The organism is Pseudoalteromonas sp. P1-30, from assembly GCF_001400005.1.
GTDB lineage: Bacteria > Pseudomonadota > Gammaproteobacteria > Enterobacterales > Alteromonadaceae > Pseudoalteromonas > Pseudoalteromonas atlantica.
In genome coordinates, this window is record NZ_LKBC01000009.1 from 1 (window position 1) to 16,695 (window position 16,695).

Here is a 16,695-nt window from a genome sequence, read left to right on the forward strand (position 1 = left end):
GTACTGTAGGTGCTGGTGTTGTAGCAACTATCGTAGAGTAATAGTTAACATTTAAGTTAATTAATACTAAAAAAGCCCGAGCTTAGCCTCGGGTTTTTTAATGCCTGAAGAAAAGTGTTTAGTTTTCAGTTATCAGCTTTTAGTAGCTTGGTGTTAAATTATACTTAACACATAAAAAAGCACGACTTTAGGCCGTGCTATTAATTAAACTTTTTGACAGCTTACAGCTTACAGCTTACAGCTTACAGCTTACAGCTTACAGCTTACAGCTTACAGCTTACAGCTTACAGCTTACAGCTTAGTGCTTTTTCGCATATGCTTCGGCTTGCTTCCAAACCCTTAGCGTATTTTCGCTTAAAATCTTTTTAATGTCTGAATCGCTGTAACCTCTGTCCATTAAGCCTTGCACTAGGTTAGGATAGCTAGATACATCCTTTAAGCCAATCGGTAACGAATCGCCAACCCCATCGTAGTCAGAGCCAATACCCACGTAATCAATGCCAATAAGCTCTACAACGTGATCAATATGATCAAGTACTTGCTCAAGGCTTGCAAACGGGAATGGGTTTTTAGCGCGGTACGCTGCATCAAAGTCTTTACTTGGCTTAGTGCCTTCTTTTTTAACGGTCTCTTTAGTGCTTTTAAGGTCTTTGTACCACGCACCGGCTTTAGAGGTTACAAAGCTTGAGCCAAAGTTAATTTGAATAACCCCGCCATTCTTTTTAAGCGCTAATAACATGTCATCATTCATATTACGCTCAAAGCCTGGCGTGTATTTGCGAAGTGAAGAGTGTGAAGCAATAACCGGCGTTTTAGATAGCTCCATTACCTGATAAAACGCATCATCTGATATATGTGATACGTCAATTAGCATACCGACGTTGTTCATTTCAGTAATTAGCTTTTTACCAAATGGGCTTAAACCTTTCCATTTACGGCGAATATCGTACGACGAGTCAGAAATATGGTTGCTTTGCGAGTGCGCAAGCGTGATGTAGCGTACACCTCGGTCAAAAAAGTGCTGAAGGTTTTCCATTTTTCCTTCAATTGGCGAGCCATTCTCCATGCCCATCGCAATTGACAGTTTGCCTTGCTCAAATTGCGCTTCTATATCCGCTGTTGAGCTAGCAATAGCAAATTTTTCAGGGGCGCGCTGTGCAATGGCTTCCATGCTATCAATCATTTGGTTGGCTAGCTGGTAGCTTTTACCTTTGCCTTCAAATTCTAAGTGAGCAGGAATATAAATCGACATAAAAGGGGCGTTTAACCCCCCTTGTACTGCGCGAGGGTAGTCAAAGTCGCCGCCGTCGGTGGCTTTAGTTACATCAACCCATTTTTCGTGGATACGATAAGGTACATCAATATGGGTGTCGATTAAAATAGTGTCTTTTGCTAGTTTTACTGCTTTGTCTGACGGGCTTTTTACTTGCTCTGCAAAGGCTTGTGGTGTTAAAGCTAGTGATATGGCTACCACTAGAGTGCTGAGTTTTATCATGTTTTGGCTCTTTGGGTAAAAAGCCATTGTGTACGTTCAGCTCAAAAGTTACAAGTGTTAGGCGCTAATCAAACTACTGCGCTTCATGCTCTTCGCTTTGCAGTGCTTTAAATTCATTTTTTGAGATAATAGTGACTGACTCATGTAGCTCAGAAAAAAATACCATGGCTTCACCATTTCTAAGCTGCTGATTAACCTGCGCTACTTTACTTTGAATACTCACTTCTTGCTCACCGTAATCGGTGCCTTCACGAAGCACGTAGCTTTCAATTAGGTTATAGAGGGTGTCTTTATCAAGTTGTTCAAAAGGGATAATCATAACTGCTTACTGCTCGCTTTAGTGGGGACGTGCTGGCCAAAATAATGAGGGACGGCTTGTTCAAGCCAAAATACCGGCCTAAACGGATTATTACCGCTAATAAACCCTACGTGGCCGCCTTTTTCAGAGACGCTCAGGGTAACATGCTCACTCACATCTTGCCTACTTGGCACGGCTTTAATCGACAACATTGGATCGTCCTTGGCATGAATTATTAACGTAGGAATCGCAATATGCTTTAAGTAAGGCATTGCGCTGGCTTGGCGATAGTAATCGTGTGCGTTTTCAAAGCCATGCAGTGGAGCGGTTAGTTGATTATCAAACTCTAGCAAATCGTCAATTTTCATTAACTGCTCAGAGGTAATAGGTATTTGCTGCTTGATTTGTGGCAATTTACGCTGCATTGATTTTTTCATTCTATCGAGCAAATATTTTTGATAAATTTTGCCTAAGCTTTTACGAATAACATCGCTTGATGATGATAAATCATAAGGCGCCGAAACCACGGCTGCAGCACTTAACGGGCAGTTTTCGCGCTCTTCGCCTAGGTATTTAGCCAGTACATTGCCCCCTAATGAAAAACCAACAGCCATAATAGGGCGGCTGGGAAATTGCTCCCTTAAATGATTTATAAAAAAAGCTAAGTCGGCGGTATCACCACTATGATAAGCACGCGGTAAGCGGTTAACTTCGCTTGAGCAGTTTCTAAAGTGCATAAGTACTACGGCATAACCTTGCTTTTTTAAGGCTTTCATCATGCCTTTGGCATAAAAGCTATTTATGTTGCCTTCAAGGCCATGTAAAACCACAGCAAGGGGAGCGTTTTCGTTATGAGGCAGCGACCATGCAAGTTCAATAAAATCGCCGTCGGGCGTATCAAGTTGCTCAAGTTCGTAGGACGTATTGTGAAATGGACGGAAAAAACGCGGCATTATGGTTTGAACGTGACGATTGGTCATCCACCATGCTGGTTTAAACTTATTGATCATGTTTGTACTACGCACTATGAAAAAAACGAAACGTTAGTGTACCAAATTTTTCGCTTTATAAAATAAAAAGCGCCTAATCAGTAACCTGAGTAGGCGCTTTGTGCGTCGTGCTTAATGATGCTCGGGAACTTCAGCCTCGCTAATTTTTTTAATAAAGTAAAAAGCGTAAAATAGGCAAAGAGAAATCACGACGCCTAAAATCCCAAAAGACATAAATAAAACTGGGTCGCTAAAAAAGTCTCTAAAGAATACGTTCATGATTAATCTCCTCGTTCAGTTGATGGAGACATCATAAAGTGACTTTGCAAAGCATAATGTGATCGAGATCAAACAATTCCCCTGCGTGGAAAAAGTAACCAAGTAAAGTTGATGTAGATCATGTTTTTGGGGTTATTCAGTTCCTACTACAGCGCCTATAGGCTTTGAATAATCAATTGGCTTAAAGATCTTTTGCACAAAGAAAATAGAATGAACATTTAGAAGAGGGTGTAAAAACTGACAGCCTAAGTGGCTTTCACATACAGCTCGATATTGTTTGGCTTTACAGCTTCTAAAAAGCTAAGTTTATTCGCTGTATCAATCAGTATTTGCTGTTGTTGCTTTTCAAGCTTTAGCTCTGCGCTTAGTAACTCTTCACGTATTTTTGCGTAGTCGCTAATAGTATGTTGGTTGGCTTTTAAATACTTGCGTGTGGCACGCAGAGGTTTAAGTGCTTGTGTATCAAATTCATTAACTGAGTCTATTAAAACACTGAGCTGCTCGGCATTAATACTTAGCTTAAGTGAATCTAAGTACAGCAAAAATAAGCACAGATTAACGTTTTTACCTTGCTGGTTTTGCAGTGCCAGCAAGGTTTGTTGTTGCCCTGGCTTTGCGTAAAAAGCGCAGGCAAATTGCCAAAAGTCGTTTTTATTGAGCAAGTTCATCGGCAAAGGCCTGTTCTTTTTCTTCCATTTCTTCAAGCGCCATCAGTAACTCTTCTTCAGTGTCGTTTACTTTAGGGGTAAGCGTGGCTTGCTTAGCAATTAACTCTTTTAATTGCACTTTATTGTCGTCGTTGTAGAGTGTATTGTCGCCAAGGGCTACTTCAACTTCGCTAAGCTCTGCAGTAAATTTATCGAGCTGCTTTTCAAGCTTTTCAATTTGCTTTTTAAGCGGTTGAATGGCTTTTCTAAACTCAGCTTCTAGGCGCTTTTGCTCTTTACGATTAACGCTTGGGTTTGCTTTTGGCTCGTCAGGTTGCTGGCTTTTAGCGGCTTCTTTATTGGCATTGAGTAACCATTGGTAATACGCATCTAAGTCGTAACCAAACTGAGTGACTTTGCCATCATCGACTAAATAAAATTCATCGGCGGTGTTTTTAAGCATGTGGCGATCGTGCGATACGGTAACCATGGCGCCTTCAAAGCCTTGCAGTGCCATCACTAGCGCGTGGCGCATTTCTAAATCAAGGTGGTTAGTTGGCTCATCAAGTAGTAGTAAATTGGGTTTTTGATACACCAACATGGCTAGCACTAAGCGGGCTTTTTCACCGCCCGAAAACGGCGCCACGGGTTCAAGTGCTTTATCGCCAATAAATGCAAAGCCACCTAAAAAGTCACGTAATGATTGCTCTGTGGCTTGTGGGTTTAAGCGTTGAATATGGGTCACTGCGCTGGCTTTTAAATCAAGCGATTCAAGTTGGTGCTGCGCAAAGTAACCTATATTTAAGCCATGGTGTTGAACCACTTTACCTGCTTGCGGCTCAAGCTCGCCCGCTAATAGCTTTATAAGCGTTGATTTACCCGCGCCGTTACGACCGAGTAACGCAATACGGCTGCCAGGAACTAGGTTTAGCGCGATATTATTTAAAATAGTGACATCGCCATAACCTGCTTTTGCTTTATCTAGGGTCATTAGCGGGTTAGGCAGGGCTGTTGGCTCGGCAAATTCAAAGTCAAATGGTGAGTCGGCATGTGCAGGTGCCAGCTTTTCCATACGTTCGAGTGCTTTAACACGGCTTTGTGCCTGTTTGGCCTTACTGGCTTTGGCTTTAAAGCGAGTTATAAACTGCTCAAGATGGGCAATTTGCTCTTGTTGTTTTTCAAACATTGCTTGTTGTTGTAACAAGCGCTCTGCTTTTTGGCGTTCAAACTGTGAGTAGTTACCTTTGTACACATTAATAAGCTGTTTATCGACATGCCAAATTTGATCAACCACGGCGTCTAAAAACTCGCGGTCATGAGATATAAGTACCAAGGTGCCTGTGTAGGCGCGTAAAAAGCGCTCAAGCCAGTAAACGGCATCTAAATCAAGGTGGTTAGTAGGCTCATCGAGTAATAGTAAGTCGGCATCGCGAATAAGTGCTTGTGCAAGGTTTAAACGCATACGCCAACCACCAGAAAATGCGCTTACAGGGTTTTCTATTTGGTGATTAGCAAAGCCTAAGCCGTGCAGCAATTCGCCCGCTTTTGACTCTATGCTGTAGCCTTTAATATTTTCAAGCTGAATATGTACTTTGGCTTGGGTGTCACCATCGTTTGTTTGCTCAGCTTCACGCAGGGCAATGCGCAATGCATAGTATTCAGGGTGACCTTGTAGTACGTAATCAATGGCGCTTATTTCAAGGGCTGGGGTTTCTTGTTTCACAGAGGCAATAGACCAATCTTTAGGTATATTGCAATCACCCGCATCGAGTTGCAGCTCAGATTTTAATAAACTAAATAAGGTAGATTTACCACAGCCATTAGCGCCCACTAAGCCCACTTTGTGCTGTGGAAATAAAGTAGCCGAGGCATTTTTTAATAAGGCTTTTCCGCCACGAAGTAGTTCTATTTCTGAGATTTGGATCATGAATGCGTTACTTTACTGTGCCCTGGTTAAGTTAGCGCTATCATACCATAGAACGTATTGCTCTTATCAAGCGTATCAACATAGGAAGTTATACGATAAAATATGTGCAGTTCAAACCACAGGAAAAATGTTGTGAGACAAAAGAAGCGATTTATTGCTGGTGCATCGTGCCCTGAGTGTAAAGCCATGGATACCATGATGCTGTACAGAGAACATGATGTTGAAAAAGTAGAGTGTGTAGAGTGCGGCCACAAAATGGCGCAACCCGATAACGCTGTTCAGGCATCTACTCGCCAATTTGAACAAGTAATTGGTGTATTTAAACCGGGCGATTAACCCGGTTTTATTTTGTCGTGTGCTTAGTAATGTGGCGGAGGCGGCTCTTGCATTTGCGACATTAGCGACGGCTGCTGCGCTTCTTTAAGTTTTTCTGCTAGTAACTCAGTTTGGCGCTTCATTTTTGCAAGCTGCTGTTGGTGTGCTTTTAGCTCGTCATTTAATATTTCTATTGTTTCGTCTTGAAAAGCAACTTTTGCCTCAAGCTCCATTAAACGATTTTCAATTGTGTTCATTTGCTTCTCGTATTGTAAAGTGCTCTGCAATTCCGCTCGAGCTCTCGGTTAACAACGACTTGCCGTTATCTATAAACGTTACATCTAGCACCACAGCCGATTTAGGCTTACTGCCTTCACGTGGTGTGACTTGCCAAGTTTGAATTTTCTCTCCGCTGGGTAACTGCCATAAGTCAACGCGCTTATTAGGCGAGCCTGTGGCCAGCAATGTGCCTTGTTCGTTAAAGCGTACCGCAGTAAAAATTTTCTGACGCGCAATATACGCCAGTTTACTCACAAGATCACCTGTAGTCAGCTTCCATACATGTGCTTGCTTCATACTATCTGCGGTAAATGCGTAGCGACCTTGTGGGTCTAGGGTTACTTGGGTAACACGCGTCGGGTGATTAAAGCGATGAATTACTTGCCCTGTACGTGTATCCCAAAAATAAGCAACGTAATCGTTTGAGCCGCTTAAGGCATAGCGTCCATTAGGCGATAAATCAACGGTGTTTACTTTGTCTTGGTGGCCTAAAAACTCAATGCGGCGTCCGGTTTCTAGGTTTAAAAATACCACTACGCCGTCGCTTCTGCCGTATAAAACACTGCGGCCTTGGTTACTTATCGCAATATCGCGAATAGTGGCTTGTTGAATTTTATAATAGCCGCGGTTTTCGCCGCTGCTAATATCCCACACGGCAAAGGTGGTTTTTTCGGCGGTAACGGCCACGCTATTATCAAAGGCAATAGCCACAGCATACACTAGGCTTTCTTGTGATTGCTGTTGAAACCATTGATATTTTAGTACCTGCTGTTGATTATCCCACAGGGCGACCCCATGGTGAATGGAGGAGACTAGGCTGTATTTACCATCGTTAGATACTGCCGAGGAAAACGCACCCTGTGCTGCGTGTTCAAAGCGTTGTGCAGCTTGCTGTTTTTGATCGCTACAAGCTAGGGCTAATAAACAGCTAAAAGCGATTAAAAAAGTACGAAATATCGACATATTACAGGTATTTCCTCTTAACTCTTAGTGACTGAGAGGTTAGACTAGGTCACGTTGAAGGCCTAGGGTGTTTGTCTAATCACTATAATAGGTTAGGTTTTAATTTAGTTAGTTATTAAACAAGCAGCCTATCATGTAGGCCGTTAATCTTTAACTAGTAATAATACAATAAATGACAACTGCAAAGTGTGTCGGAGATTTAAAATGAAAAAGACGATTAGATTGTCATTGATTGCAGCGTCGGTTTTAGCGCTTACAGCTTGTAATCAAGAAGCAAAACAAGAACAAGCTGAAGTTAAATTAGACACTGTAGAGCAGCAACAAGCATACGGTATTGGTGCATCAGTGGGTAACTTTTTAAATAAAGACCTAGCTGATAAATCAGAGATTGGTATTGAACTAGACCAAGCACTATTAATTCGTGGTTTTGAAGACGCGCTTGCTGGTAATGCAAAAATCGATGAAGAAAAAATCCGTGAAGTGCTAACTGAGCTAGATACATCAGTGCGTGCAAAGCAAGAAGCTAAAGCTAAAGTTGAGTCTGAAAAAAGCAAAGAAGCAGGTAAAAAATACCTAGAAGAAAATGCTAAAAAAGAAGGCGTAACAGTAACTGAGTCAGGTCTACAGTACGAAGTACTTAGCGAAGGCGAAGGCGAAAAGCCAGCAGCAACAGACGTAGTTAAAGTACATTACAAAGGTACTTTATTAGACGGCACTGAGTTTGATAGCTCTTATGCGCGTAACGAGCCAACTACTTTCCCTCTTAACCGTGTAATTGCGGGTTGGACTGAAGGTTTACAGCTTATGTCAGTAGGGTCTAAGTACAAGTTCACTATTCCTTCTGAACTTGCTTACGGCGATCGTGACCTAGGTAAAATTCCAGCTAACTCAACGCTTGTTTTTGAAGTAGAACTACTTGAAATACAAGATGACGAAGCACCTGCGCAATAAGCGGTAGCTTATAACGCAAAAAGGGACCATAACGGTCCCTTTTTTGTAGGCAATTTTATTAATCTGTGTGGTTAGAAAACAAATTATCTATTAGCTCATCTTCTAGTTCAAAACGCGCTTCTAACGTTTCGCCAAGTACCGACAAATCGTTATCAAACTCTGCTAATAAGTCTTCTTTATCTACTTCTGCGTATTTATCGTTAAAATCTAAAGCAATATCTGTTGTGCTAGAAATGCGCGGGTAAATTGTATTTGCCAGCTCTTGGCTTTCAAGGCCCTTGCTTTCGCAGGCTTTTGCAATGTCATCGTACACTTCAAAATGGCCGGCAGATAAGTAATCCATTAAAATTTGGCAAAATGATTGAATTTGTTCTGGCTCTGGTAAGGCGTGATCTTTTTTGTCGTATGGCGAAAACCCAGCCATTTTACAATAAAGTACAATTAACTCTTGGCGCTCGTTTAACCATTTATCAATGACAGTATGGCTACCACCCCATTTTTGTTGAGCTTTCTCTACGCGCGTCAGCATTACTGTTCTCCTAAGCTGGGTCACTTTTATGGTTAAATTTAAATTTTCTTATACATCAAGATATATTTTATTTAAGTGTATATCAACAAGTAAAAGGTATGAGCTGGTGCATGTGTGTATTTATTGTAGGTAAATTATTATTTTATTGCAGGCAAGAAAAAACCACCGGTTAAGGTGGCTTAATTTCTTGTTTTGGCCTGTTAATACAAGCTTTCTTATTGTTATAGAAGATTTTTGTTATTTTTATTATAAATATTTTTGTTATTGTTGTTTAAGATTTTTATTATTGTTCTTGTTAACGCGGGACAAACAATACCAAGGTTTTTGTTATGTTGCAAACATATTAACAAAAAGTTTTTATTGTTAGTTCTTTTTGGTTATTTAACACTCAAATGTGACTAAATAAGCAACAAACTAGGTTCTGTTAGCTGTAACACATGTTTTAAGAGCTTAGCGATAGAGAGCCGGAGAATATGGTGGTACAATCTTGAACAATTTCTATAGGCCTCAGGATTATTTACGCTATGAGCGAATTAAAAAACGACCGTTATTTACGTGCACTTGCAAAACAACCCGTTGATGTAACACCGGTATGGATGATGCGCCAAGCAGGACGCTATTTACCAGAGTACCGTGCTACACGTGCACAAGCGGGCGATTTTATGAGCCTGTGCCGTAATGCTGAGCTTGCGTGTGAAGTAACACTACAACCACTTCGCCGTTACCCGTTAGATGCTGCTATTTTATTTAGTGACATTTTAACTATTCCCGATGCTATGGGTTTAGGTTTGTACTTTGAAACCGGTGAAGGCCCTAAATTTGAAAACCCTATTTCGTCACTTGCTGATGTTAAAAAGATTCCTAAGCTAGACCCAACTGACGAGCTCGGTTATGTAATGAACGCAGTAAGTACTATTCGCCGTGAACTTAAAGGCGAAGTGCCACTAATTGGTTTTTCGGGTTCACCGTGGACACTAGCAACTTACATGGTTGAAGGTGGAAGCAGTAAAGTATTTGGTAAAATAAAAAAAATGGCGTTTGCAGAGCCGCAAACACTACATTTACTACTAGATAAACTAGCTGATTCAGTCATTGATTACTTAAACGCACAAGTAAAAGCTGGTGCGCAATCGTTAATGGTATTTGACTCGTGGGGCGGCGTATTAAGCCCGCGCGATTACAATGAATTCTCACTGCAATACATGCATAAAATTGTTGATGGTTTAATTCGCGAATACGACGGCCGTAAAGTGCCGGTAACGCTATTTACCAAAAATGGTGGCCAGTGGATTGAAGCAATTGCAGCAACAGGCTGTGATGCAGTAGGTCTTGATTGGACTATTAATATTGGCGACGCTAAACGCCGTGTAGGCGATAAAGTTGCATTGCAAGGTAATATGGACCCGTCAATGCTTCACGGTACGCCTGATCGTATCCGCCAAGAAGTAGGCACTATTTTAGAAGACTTTGGCACAGGTGATGGCCACGTGTTTAACCTAGGCCACGGTATTACACCAGATGTAGACCCAGAAAACGCCGGTGTATTTATTAATGCAGTACATGAGCTAAGCGCGCAATACCACAAATAACAGCAGTGGTATTAATAGCTATTAAAAAGCCCGCTAATTAGCGGGCTTTTTGCTGTGTAGTAATCGGGTTAAGTAAATAACCTATTTAATCCATTTAACGCCGCAACACGGTAGGCTTCTGCCATCGTTGGGTAGTTAAATGTGGTATTTACAAAGTAGTCAACAGTGTTGCCTGCCCCTTTTTGTTCCATAATGGCTTGGCCAATATGAACAATTTCCGAGGCACGCTCACCAAAGCAATGCACGCCAAGTACTTCTTTTGTTTCACTGTGAAACAATATTTTTAAGCTACCAACTTCTGTGCCCGCAATTTGCGCACGAGCTAAGTGCTTAAATTGAGCACGACCAACTTCATACGGTACTTTTGCAGCGGTTAGCTGTTGCTCTGTTTTACCTACCGAACTCATTTCAGGAATGGTATAAATACCGGCCGGTATATCTATAATTAGCTTATCTTCGCAATTACCGCAGGCAATAGCATCGGCAGCTATACGGCCTTGATCAAATGCAGCACTCGCTAAGCTTGGGTAGCCAATTACATCACCTACTGCGTAAACGTTATCTACCTCGGTTTGGTACATTTCGTTGACTTTAAGCTGGCCTCGACCATCGGCTTTTAAACCAATAGCTTCAAGGTTTAGCGTATCGGTATTACCTGTGCGCCCGTTAGCAAATAAAATACAGTCGGCTTTTACACGCTTGCCCGATTTTAAATGCATTACAACGCAATCTGAGCGCGTTTCTATACGGTCAAACTCTTCGTTATGACGAATAACAATACCGCTGTTCCAAAAGTGGTAGCTAAGCGCGTCAGAAATTTCTGCATCCATAAAGGCTAATAAGCGGTCGCGTGTGTTTACTAAATCTACCTTAGCGCCTAAGCCTTTAAAGATTGAAGCGTATTCACAGCCAATAACACCCGCACCGTATATAAGTACACGTTGTGGGTCGTGCTCTAGGCCTAAAATAGTATCGCTGTCGTAAATACGTGAATGGCTAAAGTCGACCTCAGGTGGGCGGTATGGGCGTGAGCCAGTAGCAATTACAATGGTTTTAGCGGTAATACGCTCTGCTGAGCCATCAAGACGCTTAATTTCAACCGTGTGTTTATCTACAAAGCTCGCATCGCCTTGGTACATATGAATGCGGTTACGGTCGTAAAAGCTGCTACGTAAGTTTGACTGCTTAGAAATAACAGAACTTGCATGACTTAAAATATCAGGAAACGTTAAGCGGCTAGGGCGCTCGCCAACATTAAAAAGTGGGTTTGCTTTGTATTCAATATAGCGGCTAACCGAGTGGCGTAATGCTTTTGAAGGAATTGTTCCCCAATGTACACAGCCACCGCCAACAGCTTGTTGGCGCTCAATAACCGCTACTTTTTTATCGTTTTTAGATAGGTTCATGGCGGTGCCTTCACCGCCAGGGCCCGTACCAATAATTATTGCGTCATATTGGTAAACTACGGGTGCTTTTTTTTGTTCTGGTTGTTTGGCCACAGCCACTCCTAAATTAATTAAAAGAGGCTTTTAATAACCTCGCATTAAGTGCTAGCCATGCCTGTTTTTGATTTTCCCAGGCGGCTTCCAGCTCATGGTATTGTGTCATTAATGCTGATTGTTCACACTGCTTTGCCATGTTATTTTTTTTAGCTTCTAACACTTGTTTTTGTAGTGAACAGTAATTTTGCAGCTTTTTCAGCAGTAAATCGTACTCTTGTTGTAATAATGTAAGCTTATCTTGCGCTAAAGGCAATTTTGAAAGGCGCGTTTGCGTTTTACTCATTAGCGTTTCGGCTTTGGCTTTTTCTATGCGCTCAACCGGGGTGCGCTTTAATTTACTGGCTAAACCGAGCGCTGCTAAAGAGCGGATCATCCATTTTGTTGGGTCGTAATGAAACCACTTAATACCGTTACGGTAATCGCTTGCAAAAATATGGTGGAAGTTATGGTAACCCTCGCCATAAGTAAATAACGCTAAAAAGCCATTATCGCGTGCGGTGTTTTTTTCAGTGTATGGGCGTGAGCCCCAAATATGAGCCAATGAATTAATGAAAAAGGTAAAGTGCTGGCTCAATACTAAGCGTAATAAACCTGCAAGTAGTAGCATACCCCACACATCGCCTACTAATAAACCAAGCACAAGCGGTAAACCGACATTCATGGCTATAACAAGCTTTAAGTAGTGTTTATGCTGCCACATAACAATTTTATTGCGCTGTAAATCGCGACAATTACTGTAATCGTTATAACTGTCGCCTTGGTAATCACGGAGCATCCAGCCAATATGGCTGTACCAAAAGCCGTTAGTTGCGGCGTAAGGGTCTTTTACTGGGTCATCTACTTGGCCGTGGTGTATACGGTGATCGCTACTCCAGTGCAACGCACTGTTTTGCAAAGCAAATGCGCCACCAAGAGCAAAAATAAATTCTATTGCAGGGTGTACGTTATAGGCTTTATGCGCCCATAATCGGTGGTATCCGGCAGTGATAGATAGGCCTGCGTAAAACATACAGCCTACAAATGCAATCCAATGCGCGCTGGTAAATCCGTAACTAATGCCGTACCAAGGTACAAGTGTGACAGCCGCCAAAAAGGTTAGGCTAAAAAATAGGACGTTTGTCCAAATAATCGGTGGTTTATTCATCGTTTTTACTCTCAGCGTACAACTGTAAGCTAAAATAGTGTTTCAATCTCTTGGCGTCAAGTATTAGACTAGACAATTCGGCTAATTATCATTAAAACTTCATATAAAATTACTCAGGGAGCTGTGGATGTCGGGTGTTAGAGCACAACAGAAACAAAAAACACGACAAGCCTTAATTGAGGCGGCATTTAATCAGCTTAGTGCTGATCATAGTTTTTCTAATTTAAGCTTACGCGAAGTTGCCCGCGAAGCAGGTATTGCCCCCACCTCTTTTTATCGCCACTTTAAAGATATGAACGAGCTAGGTTTAACCATGGTAGACGAAGCAGGCTTAACCCTTCGCCAGCTTATGCGCCAAGCCCGCAGACGTATAGCCAGTGGCGGCAGCGTAATAAATACTTCGGTTGTTACCTTTATGGAGTTTATTGATAACTCAAGCAACCAATTTAGATTACTGCTGCGAGAACGTTCTGGCACCTCAAAAGCCTTTAGAGCCGCCGTAGCGCGTGAGGTAAAACACTTTATTTTAGAGCTTGCGCATTATTTAGAAAGCGAAACCAAGTGCGATTCAATCCATGCTTATATTCAGGCCGAAGCCATGGTAACACTGGTATTTAATGCCGGCGCTGAAGCACTTGATATAGAAGGTCAACAACGCGAAGAACTCATTGAGCGGGTTATTTGGCAGCTACGTTATATTACCCGCGGTGCAGGTCATTATATTCGTGAAACAAATAATCAGGTTTAGCTTAAAAAATTAGCAATAAGTTAATCTAAGCACGCAAGTTTACTCAACACATTAATTTAAGCTAAAAAGTGTAGCTGTGTGATTTATAAAACCTGAATATGCTATTTTAAGGTATATAAATTTCTTTAATGTGGGGTTTTTATTCCTTTGTTTGGAATGTTTATGCTTGCACCAACTGCTTTGTAATGTTAAAAATAGGCCTCACTGAACACACACACAAGAAACAAGATGCAAAATATTCGTTTAATTACACTAAAACTTAACCTCTTACTGCTATGGTCAGTGAGCGGGGATTAGTGTGTTTGCATCGAGTTAAACACTAAAAACCCCGCAATTGCGGGGTTTTTTATTATCTCGCGGCTGGGATAAATTGAAATTTGGGTAACAGAGGAATGAGGGGCAGTTATGCAAGACAAAGATAAAGTATGGATTTTTGATACCACCTTACGTGATGGCGAGCAGGCACTTAAAGCAAGCCTTACAGAAGACGATAAAATTCAGCTAGCGCATACTATTAGCCGCTTGAACGTGGATGTGATGGAAGTGGGTTTTCCGGTTTCGAGCCCCGCTGATTTTCGCTCGGTACAACGTATTGCAACCGAAGTTAAAGGCCCAATTATTTGTGGTTTAGCACGTTCAGTAGCAAAAGACATTGAAGCCTGTGGTGAGGCACTTCGCACAGCACAGCAAAGTCGTATTCATACTTTTATTGCCACAAGCCCTTTGCACCTTGAACACAAATTACGTATGAGCCTAGACGATGCAACGGCCATGGCGGTTAAATCAATTAAATTAGCGCGTAACTACACTGATGATGTTGAGTTTTCGTGTGAAGATGCAGGGCGTACGCCGCACTGGGATTTATGTAAAATTGTTGAGCAGGCAATTAACGCCGGTGCCTCTACTATTAATTTACCTGATACCGTTGGCTTTGTAACGCCAGACGAATACGCCGCAATGATCCGCCATTTAATGAATAACGTGCCGAATATAGATAAAGCGCGTTTAAGTGTACATTGTCATAACGATTTAGGTTTAGCTGTAGCTAACTCGGTAGCCGCGGTACAAGCCGGTGCTCGCCAAATTGAATGTACAATAAATGGTATAGGTGAGCGTGCGGGTAACTGCTCGCTTGAAGAAGTGGCGATGATCATGAAAATGCGCAAAGACCACTTAAACGTTCACACCGATATTAAAAGCGAAGAAATTTATCGTGCATCTCGCCAAGTGGCAAAAATATGCAATATGCCGGTACAGCCAAATAAAGCTATTGTGGGCGAAAACGCCTTTGCACATAGCTCGGGCATTCACCAAGATGGCGTATTAAAAGCGCAAAATACTTATGAGATTATGTCGCCAGAAAGCGTCGGTGTGCCAAATAACCAGTTAAATATGACCTCGCGTTCGGGTCGTCATGTTATTGAGCACCGCTTAGAAGAGTTAGGTTATCAAAAAGCTGACTACGATATGGACAGCTTATACGAAAGCTTTTTAGCGTTAGCTGATCAAAAAGGCACCGTATACGATTACGACCTTGAAGCCATGATTTACTTTAATCAAATTAACGACAAAGACGAAAAATACCAATTAGAGTTTGTAAACTCAGCGTCTAACTCACAGTCGGTAGCCAGCTCTACCATTGGAATGTTAATTGATGGCGAAGCAAAACAAGAAGCGGCTACAGGTAATGGCCCTGTTGAAGCCTCATTTGCGGCTATTGAGCGCTTAACTGGTATGAGCGTTGAAATGATTGAATACAATTTAGAAGCCACTGGTCAAGGCGCAAGTTCGCTTGGTCAAGTAAACATTATTGCTAAATACGATGGTCGCCCTTATCACGGTGCGGGTATTGCTGCGGATGTGGTAGAGGCGTCGGTACGCGCCATGATCCGTGTTTACAACTTAATTTATCGTGCACAAAAAGTGTCTGATTTAAAACAACAAAGGAAAGCAGGATGAGTAAAACAAACTACAGCGTTGCCGTATTAGCAGGCGACGGTATTGGCCCAGAAGTAATGGCAGCAGCAGAGCAAGTACTTGATGCTGTAAGCAATAAGTTTGGTTTTACCCTGAACCGTCAGCATCATGCTATTGGTGGCGCAGCTATTGACGAATTTGGTGAAGCATTACCACCAAAAACGCTAAGTGCGTGTGAAAACGCCGATGCCATTTTATTTGGCTCAGTAGGTGGCCCAAAATGGGAAAACCTACCCCCTAACGAGCAACCTGAGCGTGCATCGCTTTTACCGCTTCGTAAGCACTTTGGTTTGTTTTGTAACTTACGCCCAGCACAACTTTTACCAGCGCTTAGCGCAGCATCGCCATTACGTGCAGATATTAGCGAAAAAGGCTTTGATATTTTATGTGTACGCGAGCTTACAGGCGGCATTTACTTTGGTGAAAAAGGCCGAAGCGGCGAAGGCGCTGAAGAAGCTGCATTTGATACACAAACTTACTCGCGTAAAGAAATTGAACGCATTGCCCGTTTTGCCTTTGAAGCAGCAAAATTACGTAGTAACCATGTAACGTCGGTTGATAAAGCAAACGTGCTTGCATCAAGCGTATTATGGCGTGAAGTAGTTACTGAAGTAAGCAAAGACTACCCAGAAGTAAGCCTAGATTACATATACGTAGATAACGCAGCTATGCAATTAGTTAAACAGCCTAGCCAGTTTGACGTGCTACTTTGCGATAACTTATTTGGTGATATTTTGTCAGATGAGTGTGCAATGATCACAGGCTCAATGGGCTTATTACCATCGGCCAGCTTGAATCAATCGGGCTTTGGTTTATACGAACCAGCCGGTGGCTCAGCACCAGATATTGCAGGCAAAGGCGTTGCAAACCCGATTGCACAAATTTTAAGTGCTGCACTTATGCTACGTTACTCATTAGGGCAAGACGAAGCTGCGCGCACCATTGAAAAAGCCGTAGCCGAAGCCGTAGAAGCAGGCGTTGGCACGCCAGATATCTACCCACAAGGTGGATACAGCACAAGCGATGTGGCAGCTGCCATCGTTTCACGTATTTAATTATTAAA

Annotated in this window: 17 protein-coding genes; 6 read left to right on the forward strand and 11 right to left on the reverse strand. The window is 42.1% G+C overall.

What is annotated here, in order from left to right; genetic code table 11:
• Window positions 1–298: 298 nt before the first annotated feature.
• The 6 genes from AN395_RS13450 to AN395_RS13470 all read right to left on the reverse strand — a co-directional run bounded on the left by AN395_RS13450 (window position 299) and on the right by AN395_RS13470 (window position 5,635).
• On the reverse strand, window positions 299–1,495 hold the full coding sequence (locus AN395_RS13450; RefSeq protein ID WP_029773025.1) for a dipeptidase: 1,197 nt from the start codon (window positions 1,493–1,495) through the stop codon (window positions 299–301).
• A gap of 73 nt (window positions 1,496–1,568) precedes the next feature.
• Window positions 1,569–1,814 (reverse strand): YheU family protein, encoded by a 246-nt coding sequence (locus AN395_RS13455; protein ID WP_054983305.1) that lies wholly within the window; start codon window positions 1,812–1,814, stop codon window positions 1,569–1,571.
• Window positions 1,811–2,803, reverse strand: a complete 993-nt coding sequence (locus AN395_RS13460; RefSeq protein WP_024033940.1) for a hydrolase — start codon at window positions 2,801–2,803, stop codon at window positions 1,811–1,813. The genes AN395_RS13455 and AN395_RS13460 overlap by 4 nt, the downstream gene beginning before the upstream one ends.
• 111 nt (window positions 2,804–2,914) lie before the next feature.
• Entirely contained in the window at window positions 2,915–3,061 is a 147-nt protein-coding gene (locus AN395_RS19680; protein ID WP_004589623.1) for a hypothetical protein, read from the reverse strand.
• Window positions 3,062–3,306: 245 nt separating this feature from the next.
• Window positions 3,307–3,729, reverse strand: coding sequence for a TIGR02444 family protein (locus AN395_RS13465; protein WP_054983306.1), 423 nt, complete (start codon window positions 3,727–3,729; stop codon window positions 3,307–3,309).
• A complete protein-coding gene (locus AN395_RS13470) occupies window positions 3,713–5,635 on the reverse strand; it encodes an ATP-binding cassette domain-containing protein (RefSeq protein ID WP_054983307.1) in 1,923 nt (640 codons plus the stop codon). Before AN395_RS13470 ends, AN395_RS13465 begins: the two co-directional genes overlap by 17 nt.
• A gap of 132 nt (window positions 5,636–5,767) precedes the next feature.
• On the opposite strand from AN395_RS13470, the gene AN395_RS13475 reads away from it, so the two are divergent.
• A complete protein-coding gene (locus AN395_RS13475) occupies window positions 5,768–5,971 on the forward strand; it encodes a YheV family putative zinc ribbon protein (protein WP_004589620.1) in 204 nt (67 codons plus the stop codon).
• Between the two features lie 23 nt (window positions 5,972–5,994).
• Here AN395_RS13475 and AN395_RS13480 read toward each other — a convergent pair whose 3' ends face one another.
• Window positions 5,995–6,207 (reverse strand): SlyX family protein, encoded by a 213-nt coding sequence (locus AN395_RS13480; protein WP_004589619.1) that lies wholly within the window; start codon window positions 6,205–6,207, stop codon window positions 5,995–5,997.
• The gene (locus AN395_RS13485) at window positions 6,194–7,192 is read right to left on the reverse strand and encodes a WD40 repeat domain-containing protein (protein WP_024033936.1); all 999 of its coding nucleotides are present in this window, start codon (window positions 7,190–7,192) and stop codon (window positions 6,194–6,196) included. The genes AN395_RS13480 and AN395_RS13485 overlap by 14 nt, the downstream gene beginning before the upstream one ends.
• Window positions 7,193–7,396: 204 nt before the next feature.
• Between AN395_RS13485 and fkpA the strand changes: the two genes are divergently transcribed.
• Entirely contained in the window at window positions 7,397–8,143 is a 747-nt protein-coding gene (gene fkpA, locus AN395_RS13490; protein WP_004589617.1) for an FKBP-type peptidyl-prolyl cis-trans isomerase, read from the forward strand.
• Window positions 8,144–8,201: 58 nt separating this feature from the next.
• Here fkpA and AN395_RS13495 read toward each other — a convergent pair whose 3' ends face one another.
• The gene (locus AN395_RS13495) at window positions 8,202–8,672 is read right to left on the reverse strand and encodes an Rsd/AlgQ family anti-sigma factor (protein WP_004589394.1); all 471 of its coding nucleotides are present in this window, start codon (window positions 8,670–8,672) and stop codon (window positions 8,202–8,204) included.
• A gap of 524 nt (window positions 8,673–9,196) precedes the next feature.
• Between AN395_RS13495 and hemE the strand changes: the two genes are divergently transcribed.
• Entirely contained in the window at window positions 9,197–10,261 is a 1,065-nt protein-coding gene (hemE, locus tag AN395_RS13500; protein WP_024033935.1) for a uroporphyrinogen decarboxylase, read from the forward strand.
• A 68-nt stretch (window positions 10,262–10,329) separates the two neighbouring features.
• On the opposite strand, the gene sthA is transcribed toward hemE, so the two are convergent.
• Together sthA and AN395_RS13510 are read right to left on the reverse strand one after the other, a co-directional pair.
• Window positions 10,330–11,760, reverse strand: a complete 1,431-nt coding sequence (sthA, locus tag AN395_RS13505; protein WP_029774151.1) for a Si-specific NAD(P)(+) transhydrogenase — start codon at window positions 11,758–11,760, stop codon at window positions 10,330–10,332.
• A 13-nt stretch (window positions 11,761–11,773) separates the two neighbouring features.
• Window positions 11,774–12,907, reverse strand: coding sequence for a fatty acid desaturase (locus AN395_RS13510; protein WP_054983308.1), 1,134 nt, complete (start codon window positions 12,905–12,907; stop codon window positions 11,774–11,776).
• 127 nt (window positions 12,908–13,034) lie between these two features.
• On the opposite strand from AN395_RS13510, the gene fabR reads away from it, so the two are divergent.
• The 3 genes from fabR (at window position 13,035) to leuB (ending at window position 16,687) form a co-directional block, all read left to right on the forward strand.
• The gene (gene fabR / locus AN395_RS13515; RefSeq protein ID WP_004589390.1) at window positions 13,035–13,655 is read left to right on the forward strand and encodes an HTH-type transcriptional repressor FabR; all 621 of its coding nucleotides are present in this window, start codon (window positions 13,035–13,037) and stop codon (window positions 13,653–13,655) included.
• Window positions 13,656–14,060: 405 nt separating this feature from the next.
• Window positions 14,061–15,614, forward strand: coding sequence for a 2-isopropylmalate synthase (leuA, locus tag AN395_RS13520; protein ID WP_004589389.1), 1,554 nt, complete (start codon window positions 14,061–14,063; stop codon window positions 15,612–15,614).
• Window positions 15,611–16,687, forward strand: a complete 1,077-nt coding sequence (gene leuB, locus AN395_RS13525) for a 3-isopropylmalate dehydrogenase (protein ID WP_004589388.1) — start codon at window positions 15,611–15,613, stop codon at window positions 16,685–16,687. Before leuA ends, leuB begins: the two co-directional genes overlap by 4 nt.
• Window positions 16,688–16,695: the final 8 nt, after the last annotated feature.

What these genes read in the sequence shown, in the direction of transcription:
- AN395_RS13450 (WP_029773025.1), bottom strand. Translation starts at nt 1,495, where the DNA reads ATGATAAAACTCAGCACTCTAGTGGTAGCCATATCACTAGCTTTAACA.
- AN395_RS13455 (WP_054983305.1), bottom strand. Translation starts at nt 1,814, where the DNA reads ATGATTATCCCTTTTGAACAACTTGATAAAGACACCCTCTATAACCTA.
- AN395_RS13460 (WP_024033940.1), bottom strand. Translation starts at nt 2,803, where the DNA reads ATGATCAATAAGTTTAAACCAGCATGGTGGATGACCAATCGTCACGTT.
- AN395_RS19680 (WP_004589623.1), bottom strand. Translation starts at nt 3,061, where the DNA reads ATGAACGTATTCTTTAGAGACTTTTTTAGCGACCCAGTTTTATTTATG.
- AN395_RS13465 (WP_054983306.1), bottom strand. Translation starts at nt 3,729, where the DNA reads ATGAACTTGCTCAATAAAAACGACTTTTGGCAATTTGCCTGCGCTTTT.
- AN395_RS13470 (WP_054983307.1), bottom strand. Translation starts at nt 5,635, where the DNA reads ATGATCCAAATCTCAGAAATAGAACTACTTCGTGGCGGAAAAGCCTTA.
- AN395_RS13480 (WP_004589619.1), bottom strand. Translation starts at nt 6,207, where the DNA reads ATGAACACAATTGAAAATCGTTTAATGGAGCTTGAGGCAAAAGTTGCT.
- AN395_RS13485 (WP_024033936.1), bottom strand. Translation starts at nt 7,192, where the DNA reads ATGTCGATATTTCGTACTTTTTTAATCGCTTTTAGCTGTTTATTAGCC.
- fkpA (WP_004589617.1), top strand. Translation starts at nt 7,397, where the DNA reads ATGAAAAAGACGATTAGATTGTCATTGATTGCAGCGTCGGTTTTAGCG.
- AN395_RS13495 (WP_004589394.1), bottom strand. Translation starts at nt 8,672, where the DNA reads ATGCTGACGCGCGTAGAGAAAGCTCAACAAAAATGGGGTGGTAGCCAT.
- hemE (WP_024033935.1), top strand. Translation starts at nt 9,197, where the DNA reads ATGAGCGAATTAAAAAACGACCGTTATTTACGTGCACTTGCAAAACAA.
- AN395_RS13510 (WP_054983308.1), bottom strand. Translation starts at nt 12,907, where the DNA reads ATGAATAAACCACCGATTATTTGGACAAACGTCCTATTTTTTAGCCTA.
- fabR (WP_004589390.1), top strand. Translation starts at nt 13,035, where the DNA reads ATGTCGGGTGTTAGAGCACAACAGAAACAAAAAACACGACAAGCCTTA.
- leuA (WP_004589389.1), top strand. Translation starts at nt 14,061, where the DNA reads ATGCAAGACAAAGATAAAGTATGGATTTTTGATACCACCTTACGTGAT.
- leuB (WP_004589388.1), top strand. Translation starts at nt 15,611, where the DNA reads ATGAGTAAAACAAACTACAGCGTTGCCGTATTAGCAGGCGACGGTATT.